Here is a 22,946-nt window from a genome sequence, read left to right as displayed (position 1 = left end):
TCCCACGTCCGCCTGCATCGCGACCGGGTCATCCCGGTCGCGATTGCACGCGGCATTCCTGTTGGAACCACCATGTCTGCTTCCGTCTCCCCTGTCGGGGCGAGTGTTGCTGCGTCATCCGCTCCGTGGTCGGCCGTGCTGGCCGTGGCCTTCGGCGCGTTCGCGCTGGTCACATCCGAATTCCTGCCGGTCGGCCTGTTGCCGCAGATCGCCCGCGACCTCCGCATAACCGAGGGCCAGGCTGGCCTGATGGTCACGTTGCCCGGCTTCCTCGCGGCGTTGGCCGCGCCATTGACCATCGGCTTCACCGGGCGGTTCGATCGCAGTCGCGTGCTGGTCTTCCTGCTCGGATTGCTGGTGATCTCCAATGCGCTGGTGGCAGTGGCCAATCACATCGCGGTGCTGCTTGCCGGTCGGGTATTGCTGGGCGTCGCAGTGGGTGGCTTCTGGACCATCGGCGGCTCGCTGGGTCCACGCCTGCGTCCCGGTGCGGAAGGCATCCGCGCGACGTCGATCATCTTCTCGGGTGTATCGCTGGGCACGGTGGCGGGCGTGCCGACGGGAGCGCTGGTAGGCGAACTGATCGGCTGGCGCTGGTCCTTTGCCGCCTCCTCCGCGATGGCGCTCATCGTCCTTGCCGCCGTGGCGATGTGGTTGCCGTCGATTCGCGCGGAGTCGACCAACGGGCTGAAGCAGATCCCCGCCGTGCTCAGGCAACGCAACGCGCAGGTGGGCCTGCTGGCGGCGGTGCTCATCTTCATCGCACAGTTCGCGACCTACACCTACATCACGCCTTTCCTCAACCAGATCACCCACATCGATGCCCGGTCACTCAGCGTGATCCTGCTCGGTTACGGCCTTGCCGGCTTCGGCGGAAATCTGCTCGGTGGCTGGGCGGCGGGCCGCAACGTGCGATTGACGCTGGTTTCCACCGCACTGTTGATCGGACTGCCAGTGCTGTTGCTGGCACTGACAGGCGCCAACGCGTTCGCTGCAGTGACGTGGGTGCTGTTATGGGGCCTGGGCTTTGGCATGTTGCCGATCGCCATGCAGACCTGGTTGTTCAGTGCCGCGCCCGACCGGCTCGAGAGCATGGCGGCCCTGTTCGTTTCCATCGCCCAGGCCGCGATCGGCGCCGGCGCTCTGCTCGGTGGCCTCACGGTCGACCACCTTGGCGTGGTTGCGACGATGTGGGTGGGCGGTGCGCTGGCGATGGCGACGGCGCTGCTCATTCAGCGCTCACAACACGGCAGGCCGACGACCAACAGCGCTTGAACCAGCTGACGCGGCACGATGAGCCGGGAGGCTGAGCCGGCGCTCAGCCGCCCCGCCGTACAATGCCCGGCAAATGACCCTCACGCCCGCCATCCCGCCGCTGCAACTGCGCCTTTCCGTCGCCCCGATGATGGACTGGACCGACAGCCATTGCCGCGTGTTCCACCGCCTGCTGGCCCCGCATGCGCGGCTCTACACCGAGATGGTGCACGCCAACGCCGTGATCCACGGCGACCGGCCGCGGCTGCTGGCGATGGATCCGATCGAGCACCCGGTGGCGCTGCAGCTCGGCGGCAGTGAGCCGGAGCTGCTGGCGCAGGCGGCGAAGATCGGGGCGGAGTGGGGGTTCGACGAGGTCAACCTCAATTGCGGTTGCCCGTCCGACCGCGTCCAGGCCGGGCGCTTCGGCGCCTGCCTGATGCGCGAGCCGCGGCTGGTCGCCGACAGCGTTGCGGCGATGGTCGAAAGTTGCGACGTGCCGGTGACGGTGAAGTGCCGTCTCGGCGTCGATGACGACCACGACTGGGACCACTTCCTTTCCTTCATCGACACGGTCGCCGATGCCGGTTGCCGCATGTTCGTCATCCATGCGCGCAATGCCTGGCTGAAAGGACTGTCGCCGAAGGAGAACCGCGAAGTGCCGCCGCTGCGCTACGACTGGGCCTACCAGCTCAAGCGCGAGCGGCCGCAGTTGCAGATCGTCGTCAACGGCGGTATCGCCAGCCAGGCCGAAGCCACCGCGCATCTGGAACACACCGATGGCGCGATGCTCGGTCGTGCCGCGTACCACGATCCGTACCTGCTGCATCAGCTCGACGTCGCCTGGTTCGGCGGCGAGGTGCGCAGCCGTGCCGAGCTGTTGCGGTCGATGCGGCCGTACATCGAGGACCAGCTGGCGCGCGGGGTCTACCTCAAGCACATCACCCGTCATCTTCTCGGGCTGTTCGCCGGCGAGCGCGGTGGCCGTGCGTTCCGCCAGGTGCTCAGCGAGGGCGCGCACAAGCCGGGCGCCGACTGGTCGTTGATCGAGCAGGCGCTGGCGTTGACCGAATCATTCGCCGCCGAACAGGCAGGAGCCGCATGATCACCCGCGACATCGGCGCGTTCCTCGCGACCGCCCGCGCCACGCCCGCCGATTTCGGCCCGGCGACCGCGCGTGCCGCCTTCCTGGTCGCTCCGGATGGTTTCCGCCTCGCCGAGCAGTCCGCCGCCGACAACCGCTACATGGCACAGGCCGCCGGCTTCGATGCGGCCGGTGCCAGCGCCGAGCACCGCGAGCTGCATCGAGCGCTGTCGCAGGTGCTGCCGACGGTGTGCTTCGCCGGCGACCCGGACACGCCCGACGCACTGTTCCCCAACAACGTCTTCGCCACCGCCGCTGGCCGCTACGTCGTCGGCCGCATGCGCCACCCGGTGCGCCAGCGCGAGGCCGACCGTGGTGACATCCGCGCCTTCTTCGGTGGCGTGCTCGACTACGCCGAGATCGACCTGTCGACCCAGCCGCACCCGTGCGAACTGACCGGTGCGCTGGTCATCGACCGCGCCCGCGGCCTCGGCTTCTGCGGGCTGTCAGAGCGCTGCGACGAAGCCGGCGCCCGATTGATGCACGAAGCCCTCGGTCTGCGCGCGACCCTGATGTTCGACCTGGCCCCGGGCGAGTACCACACCAATGTCGTACTCGCGATCCTGGCCGGGCGCGCGGCGCTGGTATGCGCCGGCGGATTCGCCGATCCGGCGGTGGTCGAGGCCATCGTCGATCTGTACGCGCCGCACGCGCTGCAACTGTCCGCCGCAGAGCATGCCGCCTTCGCCGGCAATGCCATCGCCCTGTCCGATGACGCGGTGTGGATGAGCGCCCAGGCGGCCGCAGCTCTTACCGGACCCCATCGGGAAGCCCTGGGCCGCGGCGGGCTTCGGTCTGCGCAGTGTCGGCCTGGATGCCATCGAAGCCGGCGGCGGATCGCTGCGCTGCTGCGTCGGCGAAATCTTCTGAGAGCCAATGGCAACGGTGGTGGGGCTGAATCCCGGCCATGGCCTGGTGGAAAAGTTCAGACCGGATTCACCGCATCGTTCCGAGAATGCACCCTGGTCGCACGATCGTGCGATATTGCCTAGTGAAGTCTCCGCTCCGAGCATGATGACGTTGATCCGCCGACCCTTCGCCTTGCTGCTGCTTGCCACCCTCGTGGTTGGAGGTGGCGACGCGTTGGCGCAGGACCGCGGTCAAGGTGGCGGTCGCGGCCAGGACCGTGGTGGTCAGGGCCAGGACCGTGGTGGCCAGGACCGGGGCCACGATCGCAGCGCAGATCGCCGGGAACTGTCCGATTCGGTACGCCGGGTCGAGCGCAGCACCGGCGGGCAGGTGCTGAGCGCGGAGCGAGTGCCGTACGATGGTCGCGATGTGAATCGCGTCAAGGTGGTCGATTCCAGCGGTCGGGTAAAGATCTACATGGATGACCCGCAGCAGCGTGACCGCGGCCGCGACCGTGACGAACCTACACGCCGCGACGACGACTGAACCGCCACGCTCTGGCCAGCCCGTCCGGGGATGCGGCCGAGACACGACAGACATTGGAGTCCACATGCGAATTCTGCTGGTCGAAGACGAAGCTCCGCTGCGCGAGACCCTGGCAGCCCGCCTGAAGCGGGAAGGCTTCGCGGTCGATGCCGCCCAGGATGGCGAGGAAGGCCTCTACATGGGTCGCGAAGTACCGTTCGACCTGGGCATCATCGATCTGGGCCTGCCCAAGATGTCGGGCATGGAGCTGATCAAGGCGCTGCGTGACGAGGGCAAGAAATTCCCGGTGCTGATCCTGACGGCGCGTTCGAGCTGGCAGGACAAGGTCGAAGGCCTCAAGCAGGGCGCCGACGACTACCTGGTCAAGCCCTTCCATATCGAGGAACTGCTGGCGCGCCTCAACGCCCTGGTGCGTCGCGCCGCTGGCTGGAGCAAGCCGACCCTGGAGTGCGGCCCGGTCGTGCTCGACCTTGCCGCGCAGACCGTCAGCGTCGCCGGCAGCAACGTCGACCTCACCAGCTACGAATACAAGGTGCTCGAATACCTGATGATGCACGCCGGCGAGCTGGTCTCGAAGGCCGACCTCACCGAGCACATCTACCAGCAGGACTTCGACCGCGACTCCAACGTGCTGGAGGTCTTCATCGGTCGCCTGCGCAAGAAGCTCGATCCCGACGGCGCGCTCAAGCCGATCGAGACCGTGCGCGGCCGCGGCTACCGCTTCGCCATCGCGCGCAGCGGGGACTGATCGGCCCCGCGCACGCAACCGCTGACAGGCGTCTGATGACAGGGGCGCGCCGCGCCGCGGCGAGTGATCGCCAAGGCGCGGTAGCGTTAGTACGCTTGTGGCGCATGCCGACGATCGCCATCGCCACCTTCCCGCCCGCGCCGACGCCGGGTCCGCAGCCATGAGCTGGGGACAACCGCGTTCGCTGCAGGCCCGGCAGCTGCTGGGCGCCAGCCTGGGCCTGATCGCCTTCCTGGCGCTGGCCGGTTACGCCCTCGACCGCGCCTTCCTGGAAACCGCCGAAAGCAACATGCGCCAGCGCCTGCGCAGCCTGGCGCTGGCCTACGTCGCCGGCGGCGAGTTCGCCCGCAACGGCGAGTTCATCCCGCCCTACGAAACAGTCGACCCGCGCCTGGACCGGCCCGGCAGCGGCCTGTACGCCGAGGTGATCCTGCCCAATGGGCACTGGGACTCGGCCTCGGCGCAGGGCCCGTCCCTGCCGGCCGGGCAGATGCTGGAGGCCAACCAGGAAGACTTCGAAGGGCCGCTGCCGATCACCGAGATCAACGGCCAGCCCGGCGAGGCCTACCGCTATGGTCGCGGCCTGATCTGGAGCGCCGGCGGCGATGCCAAGTCGGAGTTCCCGTACACCATCTACATCCTCGAGGACACGACCGCGCTGAGCCGCCAGGTCAGCGTGTTCCGCCAGGCGCTATGGAGATATCTCGGCGGCGCCGGTTTCATCCTGATGCTGCTGCAGGCCGTGGTGCTGCGCTGGAGCCTGCGCCCGCTGCGGCGCGTGATCGACGAACTCAAGAAGGTGCAGCGCGGCGTCGCATCGCGCATGAGCGGACGCCACCCGCGCGAGCTCGAGCCGCTGACCGAAAGCATCAATGCCTTCATCGAGAGCGAGCGCGAAAACCTCGACCGCCAGCGCAACACGCTGGCCGACCTCGCCCACAGCCTGAAGACACCGCTGGCGGTGTTGCGTGCACGCGCCGGGGAGGAGATCTCCGCCGAGGAACTGCGCGAGGAAGTCGACAGCCAGGTGCGACGCATGAGCGACCTGGTGTCGTACCAGCTGGCACGCGCCGCGCGATCGGGCCACATGCTGTTCGCCGCGCCGCTCGAGATCGAGCCGTATGCCGACCAGATCGTGCGCAGCCTGGAAAAGATCTACGCGGCCAAGGGCGTGCTGTGCGAGTTCGATATCGAGGAAGGCGTGAAGTTCTACGGCGAACCGGGCGACCTGCAGGAAGTGCTCGGCAACCTGATCGAGAACGCCTTCAAGTGGGCGCACACGCGCGTGCTGCTCACCGCAAAGCGCGGCGAGATCGCGCCGAACCGTCGCCCCGGCCTGCTGCTCGCCGTTGACGACGACGGCCCGGGCGTGCCCGAGGACAAGATCGACCTGGTGCTGCAGCGTGGCGTGCGCGGCGACGAGCGCGTGCAAGGACACGGCATCGGCCTGGCGACCGTGCAGGACGTGGTGCGCAGCTACCGCGGCACGCTCGACGTCAGCCGTTCGCAGGAACTGGGCGGCGCCCGTTTCGAAGTGGTCCTGCCGCCGGGCCTGTAGGCACTAGGCGAAAGGCGAGGGCCCGTAGAACCTGCGCATGTGCGCGGCCACTTCCGGCATCTCCGTTTCGAGCAATCGCGGATCGCTGAAGTGGTACTCGGTGGCGACGGCGAAGAACTCTTCCGGCGCTTCGGCCGCATAGCCGTCGATGGCGGTTTCCTCACCGGCATCCACGCGCGCGACGAGAGCGTCGTACGCAGCCTGGAAATCGCGCGCCCATTCGCGCTGCCAGTGGCGCGGCAATGGCGGCGTGCCATCGAGCAGGCCGTCGAGCACGTCGATCTTGTGCGCGATCTCGTGCGCCGCCACGCAGAATCCCGCGCGCGGGTCTTCGCAATCGCCGGCGACATCGGCCCACGACAGGATCACCGGGCCGGCTTCCCAGGCTTCGCCGATCAGATCGTCCTGCCACTCGTGCAGCACGCCCGCGGCATCCATGTGGCTGCGATTTACGCGGAAGGCATCGGGGTAGACGATCAATTGCGACCAGCCGCGCAGCCCTTCGGCGCCGAACTCGATCAGCGGCAGGCAGCACAGCGCGGCGAGCATGCAGCACTGGACCTCGTCCAGCACCAGCTCGCCGATCGGGCTGATGGTCTTCTCATGGAGGAAGCGCGCGGTGAGTTCACGCAGACGCGCTTCGCGATCGGGATCGAGGCGGGACAGCCACGGAACGCGTGCGCGCACTTCCAGCCAGAGCGCGTCGGGGACTGTGTCAGGGGCGCGCCAGAGGCGTCGGAACAGGCTCAGCAAGGGCGGGTGGAGCGGGCGCTGTGCTTAGCGGAACATGCCCGGCAGGAAGCTGTGCCAGCGCGGCGACTGGATGCGGGAATTGCTGCTGCCGGCAGCGTCGCTGTGCAGGGCCGGCTTGGCCTTGGTCTCGCGCGCAGGTGCAGCGGTGGCGCGTGCTTCGGGGCGTGCGGCTTCGCGCTCGAGCGCGATCGATTCCGGGCAGCTGCCGCTGTTGGCGGAGCTGAGCTTGATCTCGCGCGCAGCCGAGGTCGAGCTGGCGACCACGATCAGCAGGCACAGGCAGATCCGGAACATGACGGATTCCTCGGACGGGCTTGAAGCCAAGGGCTTCAGGCAATGCTGGAATATAGCGCGAAAACGGTGGGTCTTCCTGGCCGTTGGGCGGCCGATGCCGTGGTGCATTGCAGCAACTCTCCCTGTCCTTACCCTGAAAACGGATGCAGCCTCTGGTCCTTCATCGGGGCAGGCCCCGGGCGATGCTGCATGGCTATCTTCTCCTATCGATGCGGCTCCGGGGCGGATGGTTGCAACCGCTCGGCGCGCCGGGGCGTCGTCCTGCCGATTCGGTCCCCGTTGCGACCGCTACCACCAGTGCCGAAGGGGCGGGAGCGGCCTGCTTCCCCCCCATGCGGCTGCCCAGGCCAGGCCCCTTCGACACCGGCATCCCCGGATACGGCCCCATATGCCGGCGCCGGCCATGAGCCGATGGCATCGGTTCAGTCGGCGAGCGCCTGACGCCGGGCTTGCGCCCTCGCGCATAATTCGCGCCATGACGCGTGCCCTTCGCCCGCAACCGTGCCTGCGGTTGCCCCTCCTGTTGTCGCCGCCCGACTGCCGACGCTGCGCCCGCCAGGGGCGCGGCTGATGGACGACCGCGCCCTGCTGCAGCGGCTGATGGCCGGGCCGGCGTCGGGTGACGCCCTGGCCCAGGCCAGCGGCCAGACCCGGGCGGCGGTCTGGAAGCGGATAGAGGCGCTGCGCGAGGCCGGGATCGCGATCGAGGCCCAGGCCGGGCGCGGCTACCGGCTGGCGCAACCGATCGACCTGCTCGATGCGGCCGCGATCCGCTCGCAGCTGCCTGCCGCGGCCGCTTCGGCGCTGGCCGGGCTGGACACTGTCTGGACGATCGACTCGACCAACTCCGAACTGCTGCGCCGGCCCACGCCGGAGCGCGGCGCCCTGGTGCTGCTGGCCGAGCGCCAGAGCGGTGGGCGCGGGCGTCGTGGCCGCGAATGGGCGTCGCCGCTGGCAGCTCATCTGTATCTCTCGCTCGCGCGCCAGTTTGGCGGCGGCCTGGCCCGTCTCGGCGGTCTCAGCCTGGTCGCCGGCATCGCCGCGGCCGAAGCCATGTGCGACGCGGGCTTTGCCGGCGTACGCCTGAAATGGCCCAACGACCTGGTGGTGGTCGATTCCGACGGCGGGCTGCGCAAGCTCGGCGGGATCCTGGTGGAGGGCGGTGGCGAGCATGCAGGACCGGTGCGCGCGGTGATCGGGCTGGGCATCAACGTGCGCATGCCGGCGGCGGTGGCCGCGCAGATCGATCAGCCCTGGTGCGATTTGGCCTCGCTTGCAACGGCGCCACCGGATCGAAACGAGTTGGCCACCGCCGTGCTGGCGCGATTGCTGCCGGCGCTGGAAGAATTCGATGCGGTCGGGCTGGCCGCTTTCAGTGCACGCTACGCCGCGCTCGACGCACTGGCCGGGCAGGGCGTGAGCGTGCACGGCGCCACGGCGACAGTGCACGGCACGGCGCTGGGCCTGGCCGATGATGGCGCGCTGCGCGTGCGCATGGACAATGGCGAGGAACGGCATTTCCATGCCGGTGAAGTCAGCGTGCGCCGTGGCGCAGGGCAGGGGGACGGGGCATGACGGCGTGGTTGTTTGATCTGGGCAATACGCGGCTGAAGTGCGCGCCGCTGCGGGCCGATGGCAGCGTCGGTGACGCAGTCGCCTTGCCGCACCGCGAGGACGACGTCGCCGCGGCTCTGGCGCAACTGCTGCCCGGGCGAATCGACGTCGCTTACCTCGCCAGCGTTGCCAATCCGGCGCTGCGCGTGGCGGTGCTCGATGCACTGACCGCGCGCTGCCAGCGCATCTCACTCGCCCGCACGCAGGTGCGACTGGGCGCGGTGCGAATTGCCTACGCCGACCCGCGCAAGCTCGGCGTCGACCGGTTCCTGGCGCTGCTGGCCGCACACGCGCGCATCGGCGACGCCGCGCTCATCTGCGGAGTCGGCACCGCGCTCACCATCGACCTGATCGACGCCGATGGCCGACATCTGGGCGGACGCATCGCGCCCTCGCCGACGCTGATGCGCGAAGCGCTGCACGAGCGCGCACCGCAGCTGCCGGAAAGCGGCGGCGACTACATCGACTTCGCCAGCGACACCGAGGACGCGCTGGCCTCCGGTTGCGACGGCGCCGCGCTGGCGCTGATCGAGCGCAGCCTCGATGCGGCGCGGCAGCGCCTGGGTCGCACCCCGCAACTGATCCTCCACGGCGGCGGCGCCGAAGCGCTGGCCGCCCACCTGCCGAACGCGACACAGGTCGCAACCCTCGTGCTCGAAGGCCTGGCGCAGTGGGCCATTGCCGAAAGCGTGGCTTGAGCCGACTAGAATCCGAAACATGCTGATACGCGCCCTGGTCGTCCTGCTGATCGTGCTCAATCTTGGTGTCGCCGCGTGGTGGACGCTGCGCGCACCGCCGTCGCCACCGGCTGCGATCGAGCAACCGCTGGGCGTGGCACGCCTGCAGCTGGCCAGTGAAGTGCAGCCTGCTGCATCCAGGCCTGCTTCCGCGACGCCATCGACTGTCGCGAAACCGCCGGCTACGGCACCGGTAGTCCCGGAGCCGGCCGCAGCGCCGCCAAAGGAAGCCGCCCCGGCGAAAGTGGCCGCCGCCATGCCCGCGCAGTGCTACAGCTTCGGCCCGTTCGCCGACGCCGCCGCGGCGAAGAACGCGCACGAAGTGCTGATGGCAGTGGCGACCAAGGTGGTCCCGCGCGAGACGCGTGCCGGGACGACGCGGGGCTATCGCGTGCTGCTGCCAGCCGCGGCCAGCCTGGCCGAGGCGCAGGCGACCGCGCAGCGCATTGCCGCAGCCGGTTTCAACGACTACTTCATCGTTCGCGAAGGCAGCGAAGCCAACTCGATCGCGCTCGGCCGCTACCGCAACGAGGACTCGGCCAATCGCCGCGCCCAATCGCTGGTGGCGGCAGGCTTCCCCGCGCGCGCCGAACCCTTGGGCGAAGGCCGCGCGAGTTACTGGCTGGACCTGGTGCCGGGTCCGTCGTTCGACACCGCCCGCGCACAGGCCGCCGTGCAGATCGCACCGCGCCCGCTCGACTGCGCCCGCCTGCGATGATGAAGTCGCAGGCGCGCCAGGCGTCGCGGCAGGCTAGAATGCGAGCCTTGCCGGCATAGCTCAGTTGGTAGAGCAACCGCCTTGTAAGCGGTAGGTCGTCAGTTCGATTCTGACTGCCGGCACCATCGAAAGCCCCGCAATGCGGGGCTTTTTCGTTGCGGGCTTTTCAGCGGTGCTGACGTGCGGCGTGACCCGTCAGGCGCGACGGAACAGTAGCGTCCGGCAGCCCTCGATGGTGGGATTCATCACCGACTCGCGCCAGCCTGCAGTCGACGGAAAGACAGCGACCATCACCTGCTCAAGGCCGACAAAACCTGCCTGACGCTGGGCGACCCAGACGGACTTGCCATGACATGAGAATTCCAGGCACACGTCGCCGTGGTCGGACTGCACGTCGTGGCCCCAGATCTCGGCGACCGCCTGCCAGGCGACGAAGTCTTCGCCCATGGCGAAGCCAAACGCCGTGACCACGATGGGCTGTGCGTTGGGCGCGGTCTTGCGGGCGAGGCGGTCCATCAGACTCGAAATCGTTCCCACGGCCCTGACCCCTGCGACCCCGAAGTGGGGCATGCATCCGGATGGTCTGGTGGTGGCAGGCGCACGTCAATATGAAGGAAGCCACGCGCCAACGCGGTCGCGCGGGATACCGCAATCACAAGGGTCTAAACTCGGCTGGACCAGGTTCCAGCGTCTGGCGTGAGTCCGGCTGGCAATCACCCAATCAACCGCTCGTACCGGCACCCGTGTCGGCAGCGGCACCAGACAGGAACGTCACAGCATGAGTCGCAGCTATCCCGGAGTTTCGCTGATCGGTGCACCGACCGACGTGGGTGCAGGGCACCGCGGTGCGCGGCTGGGGCCGGAGGCCCTGCGCATTGCCGGCATCGGCGAGGCGCTGGTCAAGCGTGGCGTCGACGTGATCGATCGCGGCAATCTCGATGGTCCGCGCAATCCATGGCAGAAGCCGGTCGAGGGTTATCGCCACCTGGCCGAAGTCGTCGCCTGGAATCGCGCCGTGATGGATGCGGTGGCTGCCGAACTCGCAGACGGCCGCCTGCCGATCCTGCTCGGCGGCGATCATTGCCTCGGCCTGGGTTCGATCACTGCGGTGGCGCAACACTGCCGCCAGACTGGCAAGCAGTTGCGCGTTCTCTGGCTCGATGCGCATGCCGACTTCAACACCAGCCAGGTCACGCCGTCGGGCAATGTCCATGGCATGCCGGTGGCGTGTCTGTGCGGTCTCGGTCCGGATGCACTGACCCAGTTGGGCGGAACGTCGCCGGCGCTGCGCCCGGACGAAATCCGCCAGATCGGCATCCGCTCGGTCGACGAAGGCGAGAAGCGCCTGGTCCAGCAATACGGCCTGGACGTGTACGACATGCGCTACATCGACGAGATCGGCATGAAGCGGGTGATGGAGGAAGCGCTGGAAGGCGTCGACGAGAACACCCACCTGCACGTCAGCTTCGACGTCGACTTCCTCGACCCGAGCATCGCCCCGGGCGTGGGCACCACCGTGCCGGGCGGTCCGAACTACCGCGAGGCGCAGCTGGTGATGGAGATGATCGCCGACAGCGGCCGCATGGCCTCGCTGGACATCGTCGAGCTCAACCCGATCATCGACAAGCGCAACCGCACCGCCCGCCTGGCGGTGGACCTGGTCGAGAGCCTGTTCGGCAAGTCGACCCTGATGCGCGACTGAGCCGGCGGGCCCCACGGGCACTGGCAGCTGAATTGCGGCTGACATCACCGCGCCCCGGCCCCACGGGGGCGTGGTGCGGCGCCCGCGCCGCCATGCCATCCTTATGCCACCACTGCCAACGTCCCCGGGGACCCGATGAAACGCTTTGCCGCAATGCTCCTGCTCGCCACCCTGTCGCTGGCCCTGCTCAGCGCCTGCAACACCATGGAAGGTCTCGGCAAAGACGTGAAGAAGCTCGGCCAGAAGGTCGAGGACAAGGCCAGCGACTAAGCGCTGGCGCCACTGCATCCCGGTTGCAATGCCCCGAAGGCCGGCTTGACCGGCCTTCGTGCTGTCTGCCGCCCCGATGGCTGTCGCCTGAATCGGAAGGCGGATTTTTCGCCCAAATCCACCTCGGCTTCACACCTCCTCACGTCAGATGGTCCCGCCGCACGCAGCCGGTTTGCGTGCGCCTTGCTTCCCATTAGCTGAGGAGATTTCCATGAAGCGTTTGATGGCACTGATGCTGCTCGCCCTGTTCTCGATGGGTACCCTGACCGCCTGCAACACCGTGGCGGGCGCCGGTAAGGACGTGAAGGGAGCCGGTGAGAAGGTCGAAGAGGCCGCCACGGATTGCAAGGACGGCAAGTGCTGATCGACTGACGATCGCGCGAAGCTGTGAACAGGAGAGGCCGGAGCAATCCGGCCTCTTCTTTTTTGCGAGAGCACGCAGCGCATGCACGCTGAATATCGTGTTCACCGACATCAATCCTCGACTAACGCAATCGCGACTTCGTTCGAATGCAGGCGCTGCGATGCTGTGCGTGCGGCATCTGACAGATGCATCGCATCACCCGAACCGAGGATGAGTGATGAACAAAGACATCATTGCTGGCAAGTGGACGCAGATCAAAGGCCAGGCACAGGCCCGTTGGGGCGACCTGACCGACGACGATTTCGCCGTGGCCGAAGGCAACGCCGAATATCTCGCCGGCAAGTTGCAGGAACGTTATGGCTGGGAACGCGACCGCGCCCAGCAGGAAGTGCGTGACTTCGAGAAGACGCTGAACTAAGCAGTCCGTCGATCCGCGCACGCGGTGCGCACGCCGGGCGGTGCGGCTGAAGCCGCAACCGGCGTGCGCCATGCAATTTGCTCCATCAATCCGAACCGGCCGCAAGGCCGGTTCTTTCATTGGCCGCCCGCTGTAATCATCAATCAATACGGAGGATCGGCGACGAAGCCTTCCGGGAACGCACGCGGTCGCGAGTCACGCATGTAGCGCGGATACGGACGCAGCACGCCACGCGCGACCAGCGTGTCGTAATCGTCGTAACGCAACTCGCTGACCTGCGTCGGCGCGCGCGTGGCGCGGATGAATTGCGTGTGGCTTGCAGGTGACCACTCGCGTTGGCCGTGTCCGGTGCCGATCGATTGCGCGGCCGCATCCGATTCACGGGCCGCCGCCGGTGCCGAATTCTTCGCGGCGTCGCCGCGCTCGACCCTGTCGAGCACCTCGCCGCGACGCCTGTCTTCCAGCGCCATCCCCGCCTCCTCGAACACGGCCACGCCGATGACGCCGACGTTGTCGGGTCGGCCGGTGCGTGCCGCATAGCTGTCGGGCAGGTCGGTGAAGACGAACTGGGCGACCTGGTCGAGCGATTTGCGCCAGCCTTCGACTTCCATCGTCTGCCAGGGCGAGAGCACGTAACCGGTCTGCGACGGGTGGGCGGTCTGGCCGCTGATGGCGTTGACGCCGTCGACCGACAGCACCACGAGGACCCGTCGGCCGCTGGTGTTGGCCAGGCGCACCGAATAGCGATGGCCGGGAGTTCCGGCAATCCAGCGCTGGCCGCGGTGGACCGTCGGCGACAGCCATTGGCCGCTGTCGCGGTCGACCACGGCCAGATCGACCGGTCCGCCCGGCTGGTACCGGGCCAGTTCCTTGGCCGGCAGCGGCGCGGCGAAGGCGAGGACCGCCGAAGCGGCAAGAGTGGCAAGCAGGCAGGGCAGGGTGCGCATGGTCGGTTCTCCGGATGGGACGCCGGGGAGAACGGATCAGTCGCGGCGGCGGGGTTGGGTACACTGTTGGGCCGTTTTCCCCGGCGTCAGCGTTCGATGAGCCCCACCCGCGTCCTCACCGGCATCACCACCTCCGGCACCCCGCACTTGGGCAACTACGTCGGCGCGATCCGCCCCGCCGTGGCGGCCAGCCGCACGGCCGGCGTGGAGAGCTTCTACTTCCTGGCCGACTACCACGCCCTGATCAAGGTGCAGGACCCGGCGCGCGTGCAGCGCTCGACGCTGGAGATCGCCGCCACCTGGCTGGCCTGCGGGCTGGAGCCGGACAAGGTCTGGTTCTACCGCCAGAGCGACGTGCCGGAAACGCAGGAGCTGACCTGGTTCCTGACCTGCGTCGCCGGCAAGGGCATCCTCAACCGCGCCCACGCCTACAAGGCCTCGGTCGACAAGAACCGCGAGGTCGGCGAGGACGACGACGCCGGCATCAACGCCGGACTGTTCATGTATCCGGTGCTGATGGCGGCCGACATCCTGCTGTTCAACGCCAACAAGGTGCCCGTCGGCCGCGACCAGATCCAGCACATCGAGATGGCGCGCGACTTCGGCCAGCGTTTCAACCATGTCTATGGCGAAGAGTTCTTCGACCTGCCCGAAGCGGTGATCGACGAGAACGTGGCGACGCTGCCCGGCCTGGACGGCCGCAAGATGAGCAAGAGCTACGACAACACAATCCCGTTGTTCGTGCCGCGCGATGCGCTGAAGAAGCTGATCTATTCGATCGTCACCGACTCGCGCGCACCGGGCGAAGCCAAGGACGCCGACAATTCCAATGTGTTCCAGCTCTACCAGGCCTTCGCCTCGGAGCAGGAGACGGCGGCCATGCGCCAAGGCCTTCGCCGACGGCATCGCCTGGGGCGAAGCCAAGCAGGCGCTGTTCGAGCGCATCGACAGCGAGGTCGCGCCGCTGCGTGCCCGCTACGAGGAACTGATCGCGCGCCCGGCCGACATCGAAGCGGTGCTGCGCGACGGCGCCAGCCGCCTTCGCACGCGCTACGCACAGCCGACGCTGGCACGCCTGCGTGAGGCCGTCGGCCTGCGCGACCTGTCGCGCGCCAGCACCGGCACCGCGAAGAAGGCTTCGAAAACATCGCTGCCGTTGTTCAAGCAGTACCGCGAGAGCGATGGCCGCTTCTACTTCAAGTTCGTCGATGGCGACCGCCTGCTGTTGCAGAGCGTCGGCCACGAGTCGGCCCGCACCGCCGGCCAGCTGATCGGACGCCTGAAGCAGCAGGGCGGCGCCGCCCTGCACGGCGCGGGCAACGCGGCCGTGCACCTGGGCGATGAGCTGGTAGGGCACCTGCACGAAGGCGTCGAGCTGGCCGAAGTGGTCGAAGCGCTGGCGCAACTGGTGGCCGAGGACGCATGAGCCCGGCGATCGAACTCAACCTGGCGCTGATCCTGTTCCTGCCGTGGTTTGCGATCCTCGGCGCGCTGTTCTGGCTGTTCCCGCGGCAACCGCGGAATGCGGCGCGCAAGCTTTACGACACGCTGGCGCTGCTGCTGGCGGTGACGGCTTTCCTGCTCAGCATCTACTGGTCGCATGACCATGCCGACCCGGCCTTCGGCCGGATGTGGCAGCAGATCCTCGCCACCGCGCTCGGTTACGGCGTGTTCCTCGCGGTGCTGACCGTGGCGTTCTTCGTGCGACGGCTGTGGCTGCGGCGCAGGGGCTGAGCACGCATGAAACCGACTCACGGCATCGTCGCCATCGACACCGGCTTCCATCGACCCTCGTTCGATGCCGCCTACCTGATGGTGGAGAACGGTCGCGGCGCCTTCATCGATTGCGGCACGCAGCATTCGGTGCCGGCGATGCTGGCGGCACTGGCCGGGCAGGGACTGTCGCCGGCGCAGGTCGACTGGCTGATCCTGACCCACGTGCACCTGGACCATGCGGGCGGCGCCGGCGCGTTGATGCGCGAGCTGCCCAACGCCGTGCTCGCCGTGCACCCGCGCGGCGCGCCGCACATGATCGATCCGGCGCGACTGGTGGCCGGTGCGACCGCGGTCTACGGCGAAGAGGAAATGGCGCGCAGTTACGGCGAGATCGTTCCGGTTGCCGCCGAACGGGTGCGCGTGCTGGCCGATGGCAACGTGATCGAGCTGGCCGGCCGCCCGTTGCTGTGCATCGACACGCCCGGCCATGCGCGCCACCACCTGTGCGTGTGGGATGAGCGCAGTCGCAGCTGGTTCACCGGCGACACGTTCGGGCTGTCGTATCGCGAGTTCGACAATGCCGATGGTGCGCCGTTCGTGATTCCGACGACCACGCCGGTGCAGTTCGAACCGGAACCGTTGAAGGCCTCGATCCGCAAGCTGCTGGCGCGCGCGCCCGAAGCGATGCACCTCACGCATTACGCGCGAGTCGGCGATGTCGCGCGCCTGGGCGATGACCTGATCGTGCAGATCGACGCGATTGTCGCGCTCGCGCGCGCTGCCCATGGCAAGGACGATCGCCATGCACGCCTGGTGGAATCGCTGACGCAACTCTTCGTCACGCGGGCACGCGCCCACGGCGCCCCGCTCGACGACGCCGAAGTGGCCGGGTTGCTGGCCATGGACATCGAGCTCAACGCGCAGGGCCTGGAAGTGTGGCTGGACCGCGAGGCCGTCTGATCCCTATTCAGAATTAACGGGGTCTGGCTGAATGGATTTGGGGCGCTCTCGGATCGACGCAGCTGTGGCCTGCGTCACAGGTGCGCAGGGCGCGGGAGGGTAGCCTGAGCCGCCTTTCAGCACCCCCCCGATGTCCGCCGTCCGACCCCTCCCTCCACCACTGCCAGATGAAGCTCCGCGCCAGGCGGCGCTGGATGCCTATGCAGTCGTGGACACGGTGCCGGAACAGGCCTACGACGACATCGTGCGCCTGGCAGTAACGCTGTGCGACGTGCCCGCTGCGGCGATCTCGCTGATCGATCACGAGCGGCAGTGGTTCAAGGCGCAGATCGGCTTCGACACCCGGCAGACACCGCGCGATCAGGCGATCTGCGATCGCGCGATCATGGCGCCCGGGGAGACGCTGGTGATCGAGGATCTCGCCGCCCAGTCTTCATTCTTTCCGCGCCCGGATATCCGCATCGGCAAGGCGCCGTTGCGCTTCTACGCAGGCACGCCGCTGCTGAGTCCGGACGGTCACGCGATCGGCACCGTGTGCGTACTCGACACGCGCCCGCGTACCTTGACCAGTGCGCAACGCGAAGGCCTGGAAGTGCTCGCGCGACAGACCCAGCACCTGCTCGAGCTGCGCCGCTATGCGATGGAGCAGCGCCGGCTGTTGTCGGAGCGCGAGGCGTTCGCGCAACGGCTCGAGGACGCGCGCGCTGACCTGCAGCGCCGCAATGACCAGCTGCTGCACAGCGCAACCCACGACGCGCTGACCGGCCTGCTCAACCGCGCCGCGCTCGTGCAGCTGCGCGACAACCCGGAGGCGATGCTGCAACTGCAGCGGGCGCCTTACACCTTGATGCTGCTCGACGTGGACCACTTCAAGGACGTCAACGATCGCCATGGCCACCTGCTGGGCGATCGCGCGCTGCGGGCGGTCGCCGATGCCGTGGCCGCTTCGATCCGCACCGACGACGTCGCCGTGCGTTACGGCGGCGAGGAATTCCTGGTGCTGCTGCCGGACACGCGACTGGCGGTTGCCGCGCAGGTCGCCGAGCGCGTGCGCCAGCGCCTGTCGCAGTCGGCACTACCGTTCGATCTGACCGTATCGATTGGCCTGGCCGCCGGCGAGCCGACGCGCGACTGGTCCGAGCAGGTATTCGACCGCGCCGACCAGGCGCTCTACCGCGCCAAGGCGCGCGGCCGCAATTGCGTGGTAGCCGACGACACGCCGCTGCACGGCGGCTGATCCCTGCTTCAATCCCACGTGGTCGGCGGCGTGCCCAGTTCCGGGTGATGCATCTTCACCACGCAGAAGCGCTGACCTGTCGGCGCTTCCATCACCCACCAGCGTTTGACGAACGCGATCTTCTTCGCGCCGAGCTTCTCCAGCCGTGCCGCTTCGGCGTCGATGTCGTCGGACTCGATGTCCAGGTGCACGCGCGATGCGTGGTCGACCTTCTGCACCTCGATGTGCAGCCCGTCGCGGGTATCGCCGAACTGCACGTAGGTGCCGGGAACATCGCCGGCATCGGGATCGGCAATGCTGGCTCCGAGCGCCTGGCTCCAGAACCTCGCCGCGGGGGCGAGGTCGTCGGTCTGGCAATCGATGATGAAACCGGCAAGGCGACTGCGATGGCTCATTGATCGTCCTCGGCGTTACTGGGGGCACCAGCCCCCCTTAGTTAGGGGGGCGATTCGCGCGTGCGCGAATCGGGGGTATGGCAGCGCATGGCGGGGCCCGAAGTTTGCAAGTACAAACTTTGGGGTAATCCATGCAAGGCATGGATTACGTCGGCAAAGACATATCGTCCAGCAGCGCCTTGAGGAAACGCGCCGCTTCGCCGCCCGTGCAGGCGCGATGGTCGAAGGTCAGCGAGATCGGCATGCGGCGATGCACTTCGATGCCACCGATCACGGCAACCACGTCGTGGCTGAGCTTGCCCGCGCCGATGATCGCCACGCACGGCGGCACCACCACCGGCGTCGCATAGCGGCCGGCGAACATGCCGAAGTTGGACAGCGAGATCGTGTAGCCGCTCAGCTCGCTTGCCGGGATCGAACGATCCTCGACCTGCGCGCGCAGGCGCTGGATCGCGGTGCGCACGCCGGCGCCATCGAGCATGTCGGCATTGCGCAGCGCCGGCACGAACAGGCCGTCGTCGGTGTCGACCGCGATGCCGATGTCGACCTGCGGGTGCAGGGTGCGGCTGAGGTTGTCGCCGTCGAACCAGGCATTGAGCGCCGGCACCGCCTTGCAGGCAGTGACTATCGCGCGCACCAGGCGCGCGGTGATGTCCTGCTTGCCGACCCAGGCGTGCAGGTCGGCGTCGTCGCACAGCGTGGTCGGGACAACCTTGGCGTGAGCATCGGCCATCACGCGTGCCATGTTGCGGCGCACGCCCTTGAGCTGCTCCGGCTGGCCGCTGGCGCTGACGCCCGGCGGCTGCGTGCGGACCGGCTTGCCGGCCTGCGAGAGCGTGCTGCGGGCAGCGGGGGCTTCGGGGGCGCTGGCACGGGCAGGCGCCGGGGCTGCCGCCGCCGCCACTGGAGCCGCGCCAGCCTTGGCCGACCCATCAGCGGCCGCGCGCTTGACGTCGTCCATCGTCACCACGCTGTCGGCGCCGGTAGCGCGCACGCGCGTCAGGTCGACACCGAGCTTGCGCGCCAGTGCGCGCACGGCCGGCATCGCCTTGACGCCGCCGACCGCGACCGCCTGCTCGCTGCGCACCGCATCGGAACTCTGCATCGCGCCGACCACCGTGCCGGCGTCGTCGCGCTTGGCCTCTGCCTTCGGCGCGGCGGCCTGGTCGCCGGCGCTGATCGTGCCGCCGTCGTCGGAGGCGATGACCTTGTCGCCGTCCTCGGGCGCGTGGCTGCCGGCGCCATGGTGGTGACCGGTGTCCTGGCCCTCGGCGCGCTGCGGCATCGACGGATCGATCTCGAACTCGGCCAGCATCTTGCCGGTGATGATCACGTCGCCCGGCGCACCGGCGAGGCGGATCACCTTGCCGGACACCGGCGAAGGCACCTCGACCACGGCCTTGGCGGTTTCCATCGACACCAGGTTGTCGTCGAGGCGGATGGTGTCGCCTTCCTTCACGAACCACTCGACGATGGTTGCGTCGGGCAGGCCCTCGCCGAGGTCGGGGAGGAAGAAGGTCTTGTTGCTCATGCGGTGTCGTCCCTAGGGTTGCGTCGCTTGGGTGTCAAATTCTCAAATCCACACATCGTTGCGCGCGGTCAGCTCGCCGCCGGCATCGCCGGTGTTGACCACGCCGGCCGGCTCGATGATCAGTGCGTGGCATTCCTCGCTGGCACGGGTGATGTGCTCGACGCCGCGCGGAATGACACACATCTCGCCTTCGCCCAGCACCACGTCGTGGTCGCGGTAGCCGATCTCCATCCGTCCCTTGACGACGATGAACACCTCGTCGGTGTCCTCGTGCGAATGCCAGACGAACTCGCCCTGCATCTTCACCAGCTTGAACTGCACGTCATTCATCTGCGCGACCACCCGCGGCGACCAGTGCTGCCCGAACTGCGCCAGCTTGGCCGCCAGGTTGATGGCCTTCGACTTTGCCTGCGCCGAAGCGTCGTTCATGCGTCCTCGCCCTCGTCGTCGTCGAGGATCTCCAGCGCACGCGCCGGGATCCAGCCCTGCATGCCCAGCGCATTCTCTGCCCACCACCACTGCGCCAGCTCGTAGTGCAGGGTGACGATCTCGTCGGCGCGGGCATCGAGTTCGCGCGTGTCGTAGTCCGACAGCGCCTTGGCCGAGCCCTGCTCGCTGTCGAACAGGGCCGCCGGAACCCATCCGCCATGCCCCTCGGCGATGGTTGTCCAGACGAACTGCGGCCAGTCGCGGTCACGCTCTCCCAGCGTCACGTCTTCGCCGCGTGCGATCCGGATCGCCGGGCGATCCGGTGCGCGGTGGGCGACTACGACGCGGGCGTGGCGCATGCGTGGTTGTGTCCTCAGCTCGCTGCCAGGGTCCGCTTGGCCGCGGTGACGATGCGTTCCACGCTGGGCAGGTACTTCATCTCCAGGCGGAACAGCGGGATGTGCGTGTCGTAGCCGGTGACGCGCTCGACCGGTGCGACCAGGTCGAACATCGACTCCTCAGCCAGGCGCGCGGCGATCTCGGCGCCGAAGCCGGCGGTCTTGGGCGCTTCATGCACGATCACGCAGCGACCGGTACGGCTGACCGATTCAGCGATCGTGGCGAAGTCGAGCGGACGCAGCGTCGCCACGTCGATCACTTCGGCACTGATGCCCTGCGCGGCGAGCTTCTCGGCGGCCTCGAGCGTTTCCTTCACCTGCGCGCCCCAGGTCACCAGGGTCACGTCGGTGCCGTCGCGCAGCACGTAGCACACGTCCAGCGGCAGGGCTTCGCCGTCGTCGGGCACCACTTCCTTGTACTGGCGGTAGATGCGCTTGGGCTCCATGAAGATGACCGGATCCGGTTCGCGGATCGCGGCCAGCAGCAGGCCGTAGGCACGCGCCGGCGACGACGGCATGACCACGCGCAGGCCGGGCACGTTGGTGAAGATCGATTCGTTGGCTTCGCTGTGGTGCTCCGGCGCGCGGATGCCACCGCCCCAAGGCACGCGCAGCACCATCGGGCAGGTCAGGCGGCCGCGGGTGCGGTAACGGAAACGCGCGGCGTGGCAGATGATGTGGTCGACCATCGGGTAGACGAAGCCGTCGAACTGCGACTCGGCGACCGGCTTCATGCCCTGCGCGGCCAGGCCGACGGTGAGGCCGGCAATGGTGGTTTCATCCAGCGGCGTGTCGAGCACGCGCTCGGGGCCGAACTGCTGCTGCAGGCCGGCGGTAGCGCGGAACACGCCGCCGTTGACGCCGACGTCCTCGCCGAGCACCAGCACGGTGTCGTCGGCGCGCATCTCGTAGGCGAGCGCCTGGGTGATCGCCTCGATCAACGTGATCGCGGTCGGCGTTGCCGGAGCGGTGGCCATGGCAGTCGCACCCTTGGTTGCTGCGGTCTTGATCGGATCCTCGACGCTCATCAGCGACCCTCCTGCGCCAGCACGTAGGCACGCTGGGCGGCGACGTCCGGCGGCATGTCGGCATAGAGGTAATCGAACATGGCCTCGACCGGCTGCACCGGTGTTTCCAGGTAGGCGTTGATCTCGACGTCGACGCGCTTGCCGCATTCCTCGGCCCAGGCCTTCTCCTCGGCCTCGCTCCACACGCCCTGTTCGGTCAGGTACGTGCGCAGGCGGGTGATCGGCTCGCGCGTCCAGGCCGACTTGACCTCGTCGTCCTCGCGATAGCGGCGGGCATCGTCGGCGGTGGTGTGGTCGTGCAGGCGATAGGTCATGAACTCGATCACGCTGCCGCCTTCACCGCTGCGGGCGCGCTCGCTGGCGCGGCGCATGCCCTCGAGCACGGCGATCAGGTCGTTGCCGTCGACCTGCAGGCAGTGCAGGCCGCCGGCCAGGCCCTTCTGCGCCAGCGTCTTGGCGCCGGTCTGCGCCGAGCGCGGAACGGAGATCGCCCAGCCGTTGTTGATGACGCACAGCACCAGCGGCAGCTTGTAGGCGCCGGCGGAATTGAGCGCGGCGTAGAAGTCGGTCTTGGACGAACCGCCGTCGCCGCAGCAGGCAACCGCCAGCTGCTTCTGCTTGCGCAGCTTGAACGCCAGCGCGGCGCCGGCGGCATGCAGGCACTGCGTGGAGATCGGCACGCACCAGGCGTAATCGTGCTTGGGTCCGGAGAAGTCGTTGCCGCGTTCGTCGCCGCCCCAGTACAGCAGCACTTCGCGCGGCTTCACGCCGCGCATGAACTGCGCACCGTACTCGCGGTAGCTCGGTGCGAACACGTCGGCGGGCTGCATCGAAGCGCCGATGCCGATGTGCGTGGCCTCGTGGCCCAGGCAGCTGGCGTAGGTGCCGAGCTTGCCGGTGCGCTGCAAGGCGATCGCCTTGCTGTCGAAGGTGCGCACGAACAGCATTTCCTTGAACAGCGGCAGCAGTGCCTTGGGATCGCGGAAAGCGGCAGGAAGCTCCGCCACCGGCTTGCCGTCCGGGCCGAGGTATTGCAGGTATTCGATTTCGAAGGTCGCGGCGACCGTCATCGCGGAAGTCCTGGATGATGTGTGGCTGGGAGTCCGAATCGGCCGCGTTCCGGATCCAGTGCCGGCGCATCACCGCATCGGATGGCTGGGCCCGGAAGACGCACCGGACCTGGCTCCGCGGCGTCTGGTAGCCCCGAACACAGGCCTGGCCGACGCGCTTTCGCGAAGATCATAACCAAAGGCTTGTTAAGGGCCGTTGCGCGCTGCGGCATGCATCTTTGCCGCAAAAAAGGTAGGTCCGCCCGGCACCCGGCCGCACGGCGGGG

Annotated in this window: 26 protein-coding genes, 1 tRNA gene and 1 pseudogene; 18 read left to right on the top strand and 10 right to left on the bottom strand. The window is 68.1% G+C overall.

The annotated features are described in order from the left end of the window. Positions 1-72: 72 nt before the first annotated feature. The 6 genes from HIV01_RS10790 (at position 73) to HIV01_RS10765 (ending at position 6,099) form a co-directional block, all read left to right on the top strand. Positions 73-1,275, top strand: coding sequence for an MFS transporter (locus HIV01_RS10790; protein WP_200607008.1), 1,203 nt, complete (start codon positions 73-75; stop codon positions 1,273-1,275). 73 nt (positions 1,276-1,348) lie between these two features. Next, positions 1,349-2,359, top strand: a complete 1,011-nt coding sequence (gene dusA, locus HIV01_RS10785; RefSeq protein ID WP_200607007.1) for a tRNA dihydrouridine(20/20a) synthase DusA — start codon at positions 1,349-1,351, stop codon at positions 2,357-2,359. Then, positions 2,356-3,390 carry an arginine deiminase-related protein gene (locus HIV01_RS10780; protein ID WP_245156779.1) on the top strand — a complete coding sequence of 345 codons (1,035 nt, stop codon included), beginning with the start codon at positions 2,356-2,358 and terminating at the stop codon, positions 3,388-3,390. Before dusA ends, HIV01_RS10780 begins: the two co-directional genes overlap by 4 nt. A gap of 19 nt (positions 3,391-3,409) precedes the next feature. Continuing rightward, entirely contained in the window at positions 3,410-3,793 is a 384-nt protein-coding gene (locus tag HIV01_RS18255; protein ID WP_342367047.1) for a hypothetical protein, read from the top strand. Between the two features lie 64 nt (positions 3,794-3,857). After that, the gene (locus tag HIV01_RS10770) at positions 3,858-4,541 is read left to right on the top strand and encodes a response regulator transcription factor (RefSeq protein ID WP_158733946.1); all 684 of its coding nucleotides are present in this window, start codon (positions 3,858-3,860) and stop codon (positions 4,539-4,541) included. A gap of 160 nt (positions 4,542-4,701) precedes the next feature. Continuing rightward, positions 4,702-6,099, top strand: coding sequence for an ATP-binding protein (locus HIV01_RS10765; protein ID WP_200607005.1), 1,398 nt, complete (start codon positions 4,702-4,704; stop codon positions 6,097-6,099). A gap of 3 nt (positions 6,100-6,102) precedes the next feature. Here the strand turns inward: HIV01_RS10765 and HIV01_RS10760 are convergent, their stop codons facing one another. Together HIV01_RS10760 and HIV01_RS10755 are read right to left on the bottom strand one after the other, a co-directional pair. Next, positions 6,103-6,786, bottom strand: coding sequence for a M90 family metallopeptidase (locus HIV01_RS10760; RefSeq protein ID WP_342367046.1), 684 nt, complete (start codon positions 6,784-6,786; stop codon positions 6,103-6,105). A 90-nt stretch (positions 6,787-6,876) separates the two neighbouring features. Beyond that, positions 6,877-7,146 carry a hypothetical protein gene (locus HIV01_RS10755; protein ID WP_200607002.1) on the bottom strand — a complete coding sequence of 90 codons (270 nt, stop codon included), beginning with the start codon at positions 7,144-7,146 and terminating at the stop codon, positions 6,877-6,879. A gap of 570 nt (positions 7,147-7,716) precedes the next feature. On the opposite strand from HIV01_RS10755, the gene birA reads away from it, so the two are divergent. The 4 genes from birA to HIV01_RS10735 all read left to right on the top strand — a co-directional run bounded on the left by birA (position 7,717) and on the right by HIV01_RS10735 (position 10,340). Then, positions 7,717-8,721: a bifunctional biotin--[acetyl-CoA-carboxylase] ligase/biotin operon repressor BirA gene (gene birA, locus HIV01_RS10750; protein ID WP_200607001.1), complete on the top strand. Its 1,005-nt coding sequence runs from the start codon at positions 7,717-7,719 to the stop codon at positions 8,719-8,721. Further along, a complete protein-coding gene (locus tag HIV01_RS10745; RefSeq protein WP_200607000.1) occupies positions 8,718-9,458 on the top strand; it encodes a type III pantothenate kinase in 741 nt (246 codons plus the stop codon). The genes birA and HIV01_RS10745 overlap by 4 nt, the downstream gene beginning before the upstream one ends. Before the next feature lie 19 nt (positions 9,459-9,477). Further along, positions 9,478-10,215: an SPOR domain-containing protein gene (locus HIV01_RS10740; RefSeq protein ID WP_200606999.1), complete on the top strand. Its 738-nt coding sequence runs from the start codon at positions 9,478-9,480 to the stop codon at positions 10,213-10,215. A gap of 49 nt (positions 10,216-10,264) precedes the next feature. Continuing rightward, positions 10,265-10,340 (top strand) — tRNA-Thr (locus tag HIV01_RS10735). Between the two features lie 70 nt (positions 10,341-10,410). On the opposite strand, the gene HIV01_RS10730 is transcribed toward HIV01_RS10735, so the two are convergent. Continuing rightward, positions 10,411-10,731: a hypothetical protein gene (locus tag HIV01_RS10730; protein WP_200606998.1), complete on the bottom strand. Its 321-nt coding sequence runs from the start codon at positions 10,729-10,731 to the stop codon at positions 10,411-10,413. A 262-nt stretch (positions 10,732-10,993) separates the two neighbouring features. On the opposite strand from HIV01_RS10730, the gene rocF reads away from it, so the two are divergent. The 4 genes from rocF to HIV01_RS10710 all read left to right on the top strand — a co-directional run bounded on the left by rocF (position 10,994) and on the right by HIV01_RS10710 (position 12,969). Continuing rightward, positions 10,994-11,917, top strand: a complete 924-nt coding sequence (rocF, locus tag HIV01_RS10725) for an arginase (protein WP_200606997.1) — start codon at positions 10,994-10,996, stop codon at positions 11,915-11,917. 135 nt (positions 11,918-12,052) lie between these two features. Continuing rightward, positions 12,053-12,187, top strand: a complete 135-nt coding sequence (locus HIV01_RS10720; RefSeq protein WP_200606996.1) for an entericidin A/B family lipoprotein — start codon at positions 12,053-12,055, stop codon at positions 12,185-12,187. A gap of 211 nt (positions 12,188-12,398) precedes the next feature. Beyond that, on the top strand, positions 12,399-12,551 hold the full coding sequence (locus HIV01_RS10715; RefSeq protein WP_200606995.1) for an entericidin A/B family lipoprotein: 153 nt from the start codon (positions 12,399-12,401) through the stop codon (positions 12,549-12,551). 217 nt (positions 12,552-12,768) lie between these two features. Then, a complete protein-coding gene (locus tag HIV01_RS10710; protein WP_200606993.1) occupies positions 12,769-12,969 on the top strand; it encodes a CsbD family protein in 201 nt (66 codons plus the stop codon). A gap of 143 nt (positions 12,970-13,112) precedes the next feature. Here HIV01_RS10710 and HIV01_RS10705 read toward each other — a convergent pair whose 3' ends face one another. Next, the gene (locus HIV01_RS10705; protein WP_200606992.1) at positions 13,113-13,916 is read right to left on the bottom strand and encodes a hypothetical protein; all 804 of its coding nucleotides are present in this window, start codon (positions 13,914-13,916) and stop codon (positions 13,113-13,115) included. A 96-nt stretch (positions 13,917-14,012) separates the two neighbouring features. Between HIV01_RS10705 and HIV01_RS10700 the strand changes: the two are divergent. The 4 genes and pseudogenes from HIV01_RS10700 to HIV01_RS10685 all read left to right on the top strand — a co-directional run. Continuing rightward, positions 14,013-15,219, top strand: a pseudogene (locus tag HIV01_RS10700) (tryptophan--tRNA ligase); the annotation flags it as partial. A gap of 119 nt (positions 15,220-15,338) precedes the next feature. Then, the gene (locus HIV01_RS10695) at positions 15,339-15,650 is read left to right on the top strand and encodes a hypothetical protein (RefSeq protein WP_200606988.1); all 312 of its coding nucleotides are present in this window, start codon (positions 15,339-15,341) and stop codon (positions 15,648-15,650) included. Positions 15,651-15,656: 6 nt separating this feature from the next. Then, a complete protein-coding gene (locus tag HIV01_RS10690; RefSeq protein ID WP_200606987.1) occupies positions 15,657-16,592 on the top strand; it encodes an MBL fold metallo-hydrolase in 936 nt (311 codons plus the stop codon). Between the two features lie 130 nt (positions 16,593-16,722). Continuing rightward, positions 16,723-17,829 carry a sensor domain-containing diguanylate cyclase gene (locus HIV01_RS10685; protein ID WP_200606986.1) on the top strand — a complete coding sequence of 369 codons (1,107 nt, stop codon included), beginning with the start codon at positions 16,723-16,725 and terminating at the stop codon, positions 17,827-17,829. Between the two features lie 8 nt (positions 17,830-17,837). Here HIV01_RS10685 and HIV01_RS10680 read toward each other — a convergent pair whose 3' ends face one another. The 6 genes from HIV01_RS10680 to pdhA form a co-directional block, all read right to left on the bottom strand. Next, positions 17,838-18,224 (bottom strand): VOC family protein, encoded by a 387-nt coding sequence (locus tag HIV01_RS10680; RefSeq protein WP_200606985.1) that lies wholly within the window; start codon positions 18,222-18,224, stop codon positions 17,838-17,840. Positions 18,225-18,369: 145 nt separating this feature from the next. Beyond that, positions 18,370-19,755, bottom strand: coding sequence for a dihydrolipoamide acetyltransferase family protein (locus tag HIV01_RS10675; protein WP_200606984.1), 1,386 nt, complete (start codon positions 19,753-19,755; stop codon positions 18,370-18,372). Positions 19,756-19,797: 42 nt separating this feature from the next. Beyond that, complete coding sequence (locus HIV01_RS10670) at positions 19,798-20,184, bottom strand: cupin domain-containing protein (RefSeq protein ID WP_200606983.1); 387 nt, start codon at positions 20,182-20,184, stop codon at positions 19,798-19,800. After that, positions 20,181-20,543: an SH3 domain-containing protein gene (locus HIV01_RS10665; RefSeq protein ID WP_200606982.1), complete on the bottom strand. Its 363-nt coding sequence runs from the start codon at positions 20,541-20,543 to the stop codon at positions 20,181-20,183. Before HIV01_RS10665 ends, HIV01_RS10670 begins: the two co-directional genes overlap by 4 nt. Positions 20,544-20,557: 14 nt before the next feature. After that, positions 20,558-21,559: an alpha-ketoacid dehydrogenase subunit beta gene (locus tag HIV01_RS10660; RefSeq protein ID WP_245156995.1), complete on the bottom strand. Its 1,002-nt coding sequence runs from the start codon at positions 21,557-21,559 to the stop codon at positions 20,558-20,560. A gap of 50 nt (positions 21,560-21,609) precedes the next feature. Continuing rightward, the gene (gene pdhA / locus HIV01_RS10655; RefSeq protein ID WP_200606979.1) at positions 21,610-22,680 is read right to left on the bottom strand and encodes a pyruvate dehydrogenase (acetyl-transferring) E1 component subunit alpha; all 1,071 of its coding nucleotides are present in this window, start codon (positions 22,678-22,680) and stop codon (positions 21,610-21,612) included. Between the last annotated feature and the right edge of the window lie 266 nt (positions 22,681-22,946).

The organism is Lysobacter arenosi (genome assembly GCF_016613475.2).
GTDB classification, from domain to species: domain Bacteria; phylum Pseudomonadota; class Gammaproteobacteria; order Xanthomonadales; family Xanthomonadaceae; genus Lysobacter_J; species Lysobacter_J arenosi.
Note: the sequence above shows the minus strand (reverse complement) of the source record. Positions and strands in the feature narration are given on the sequence as shown.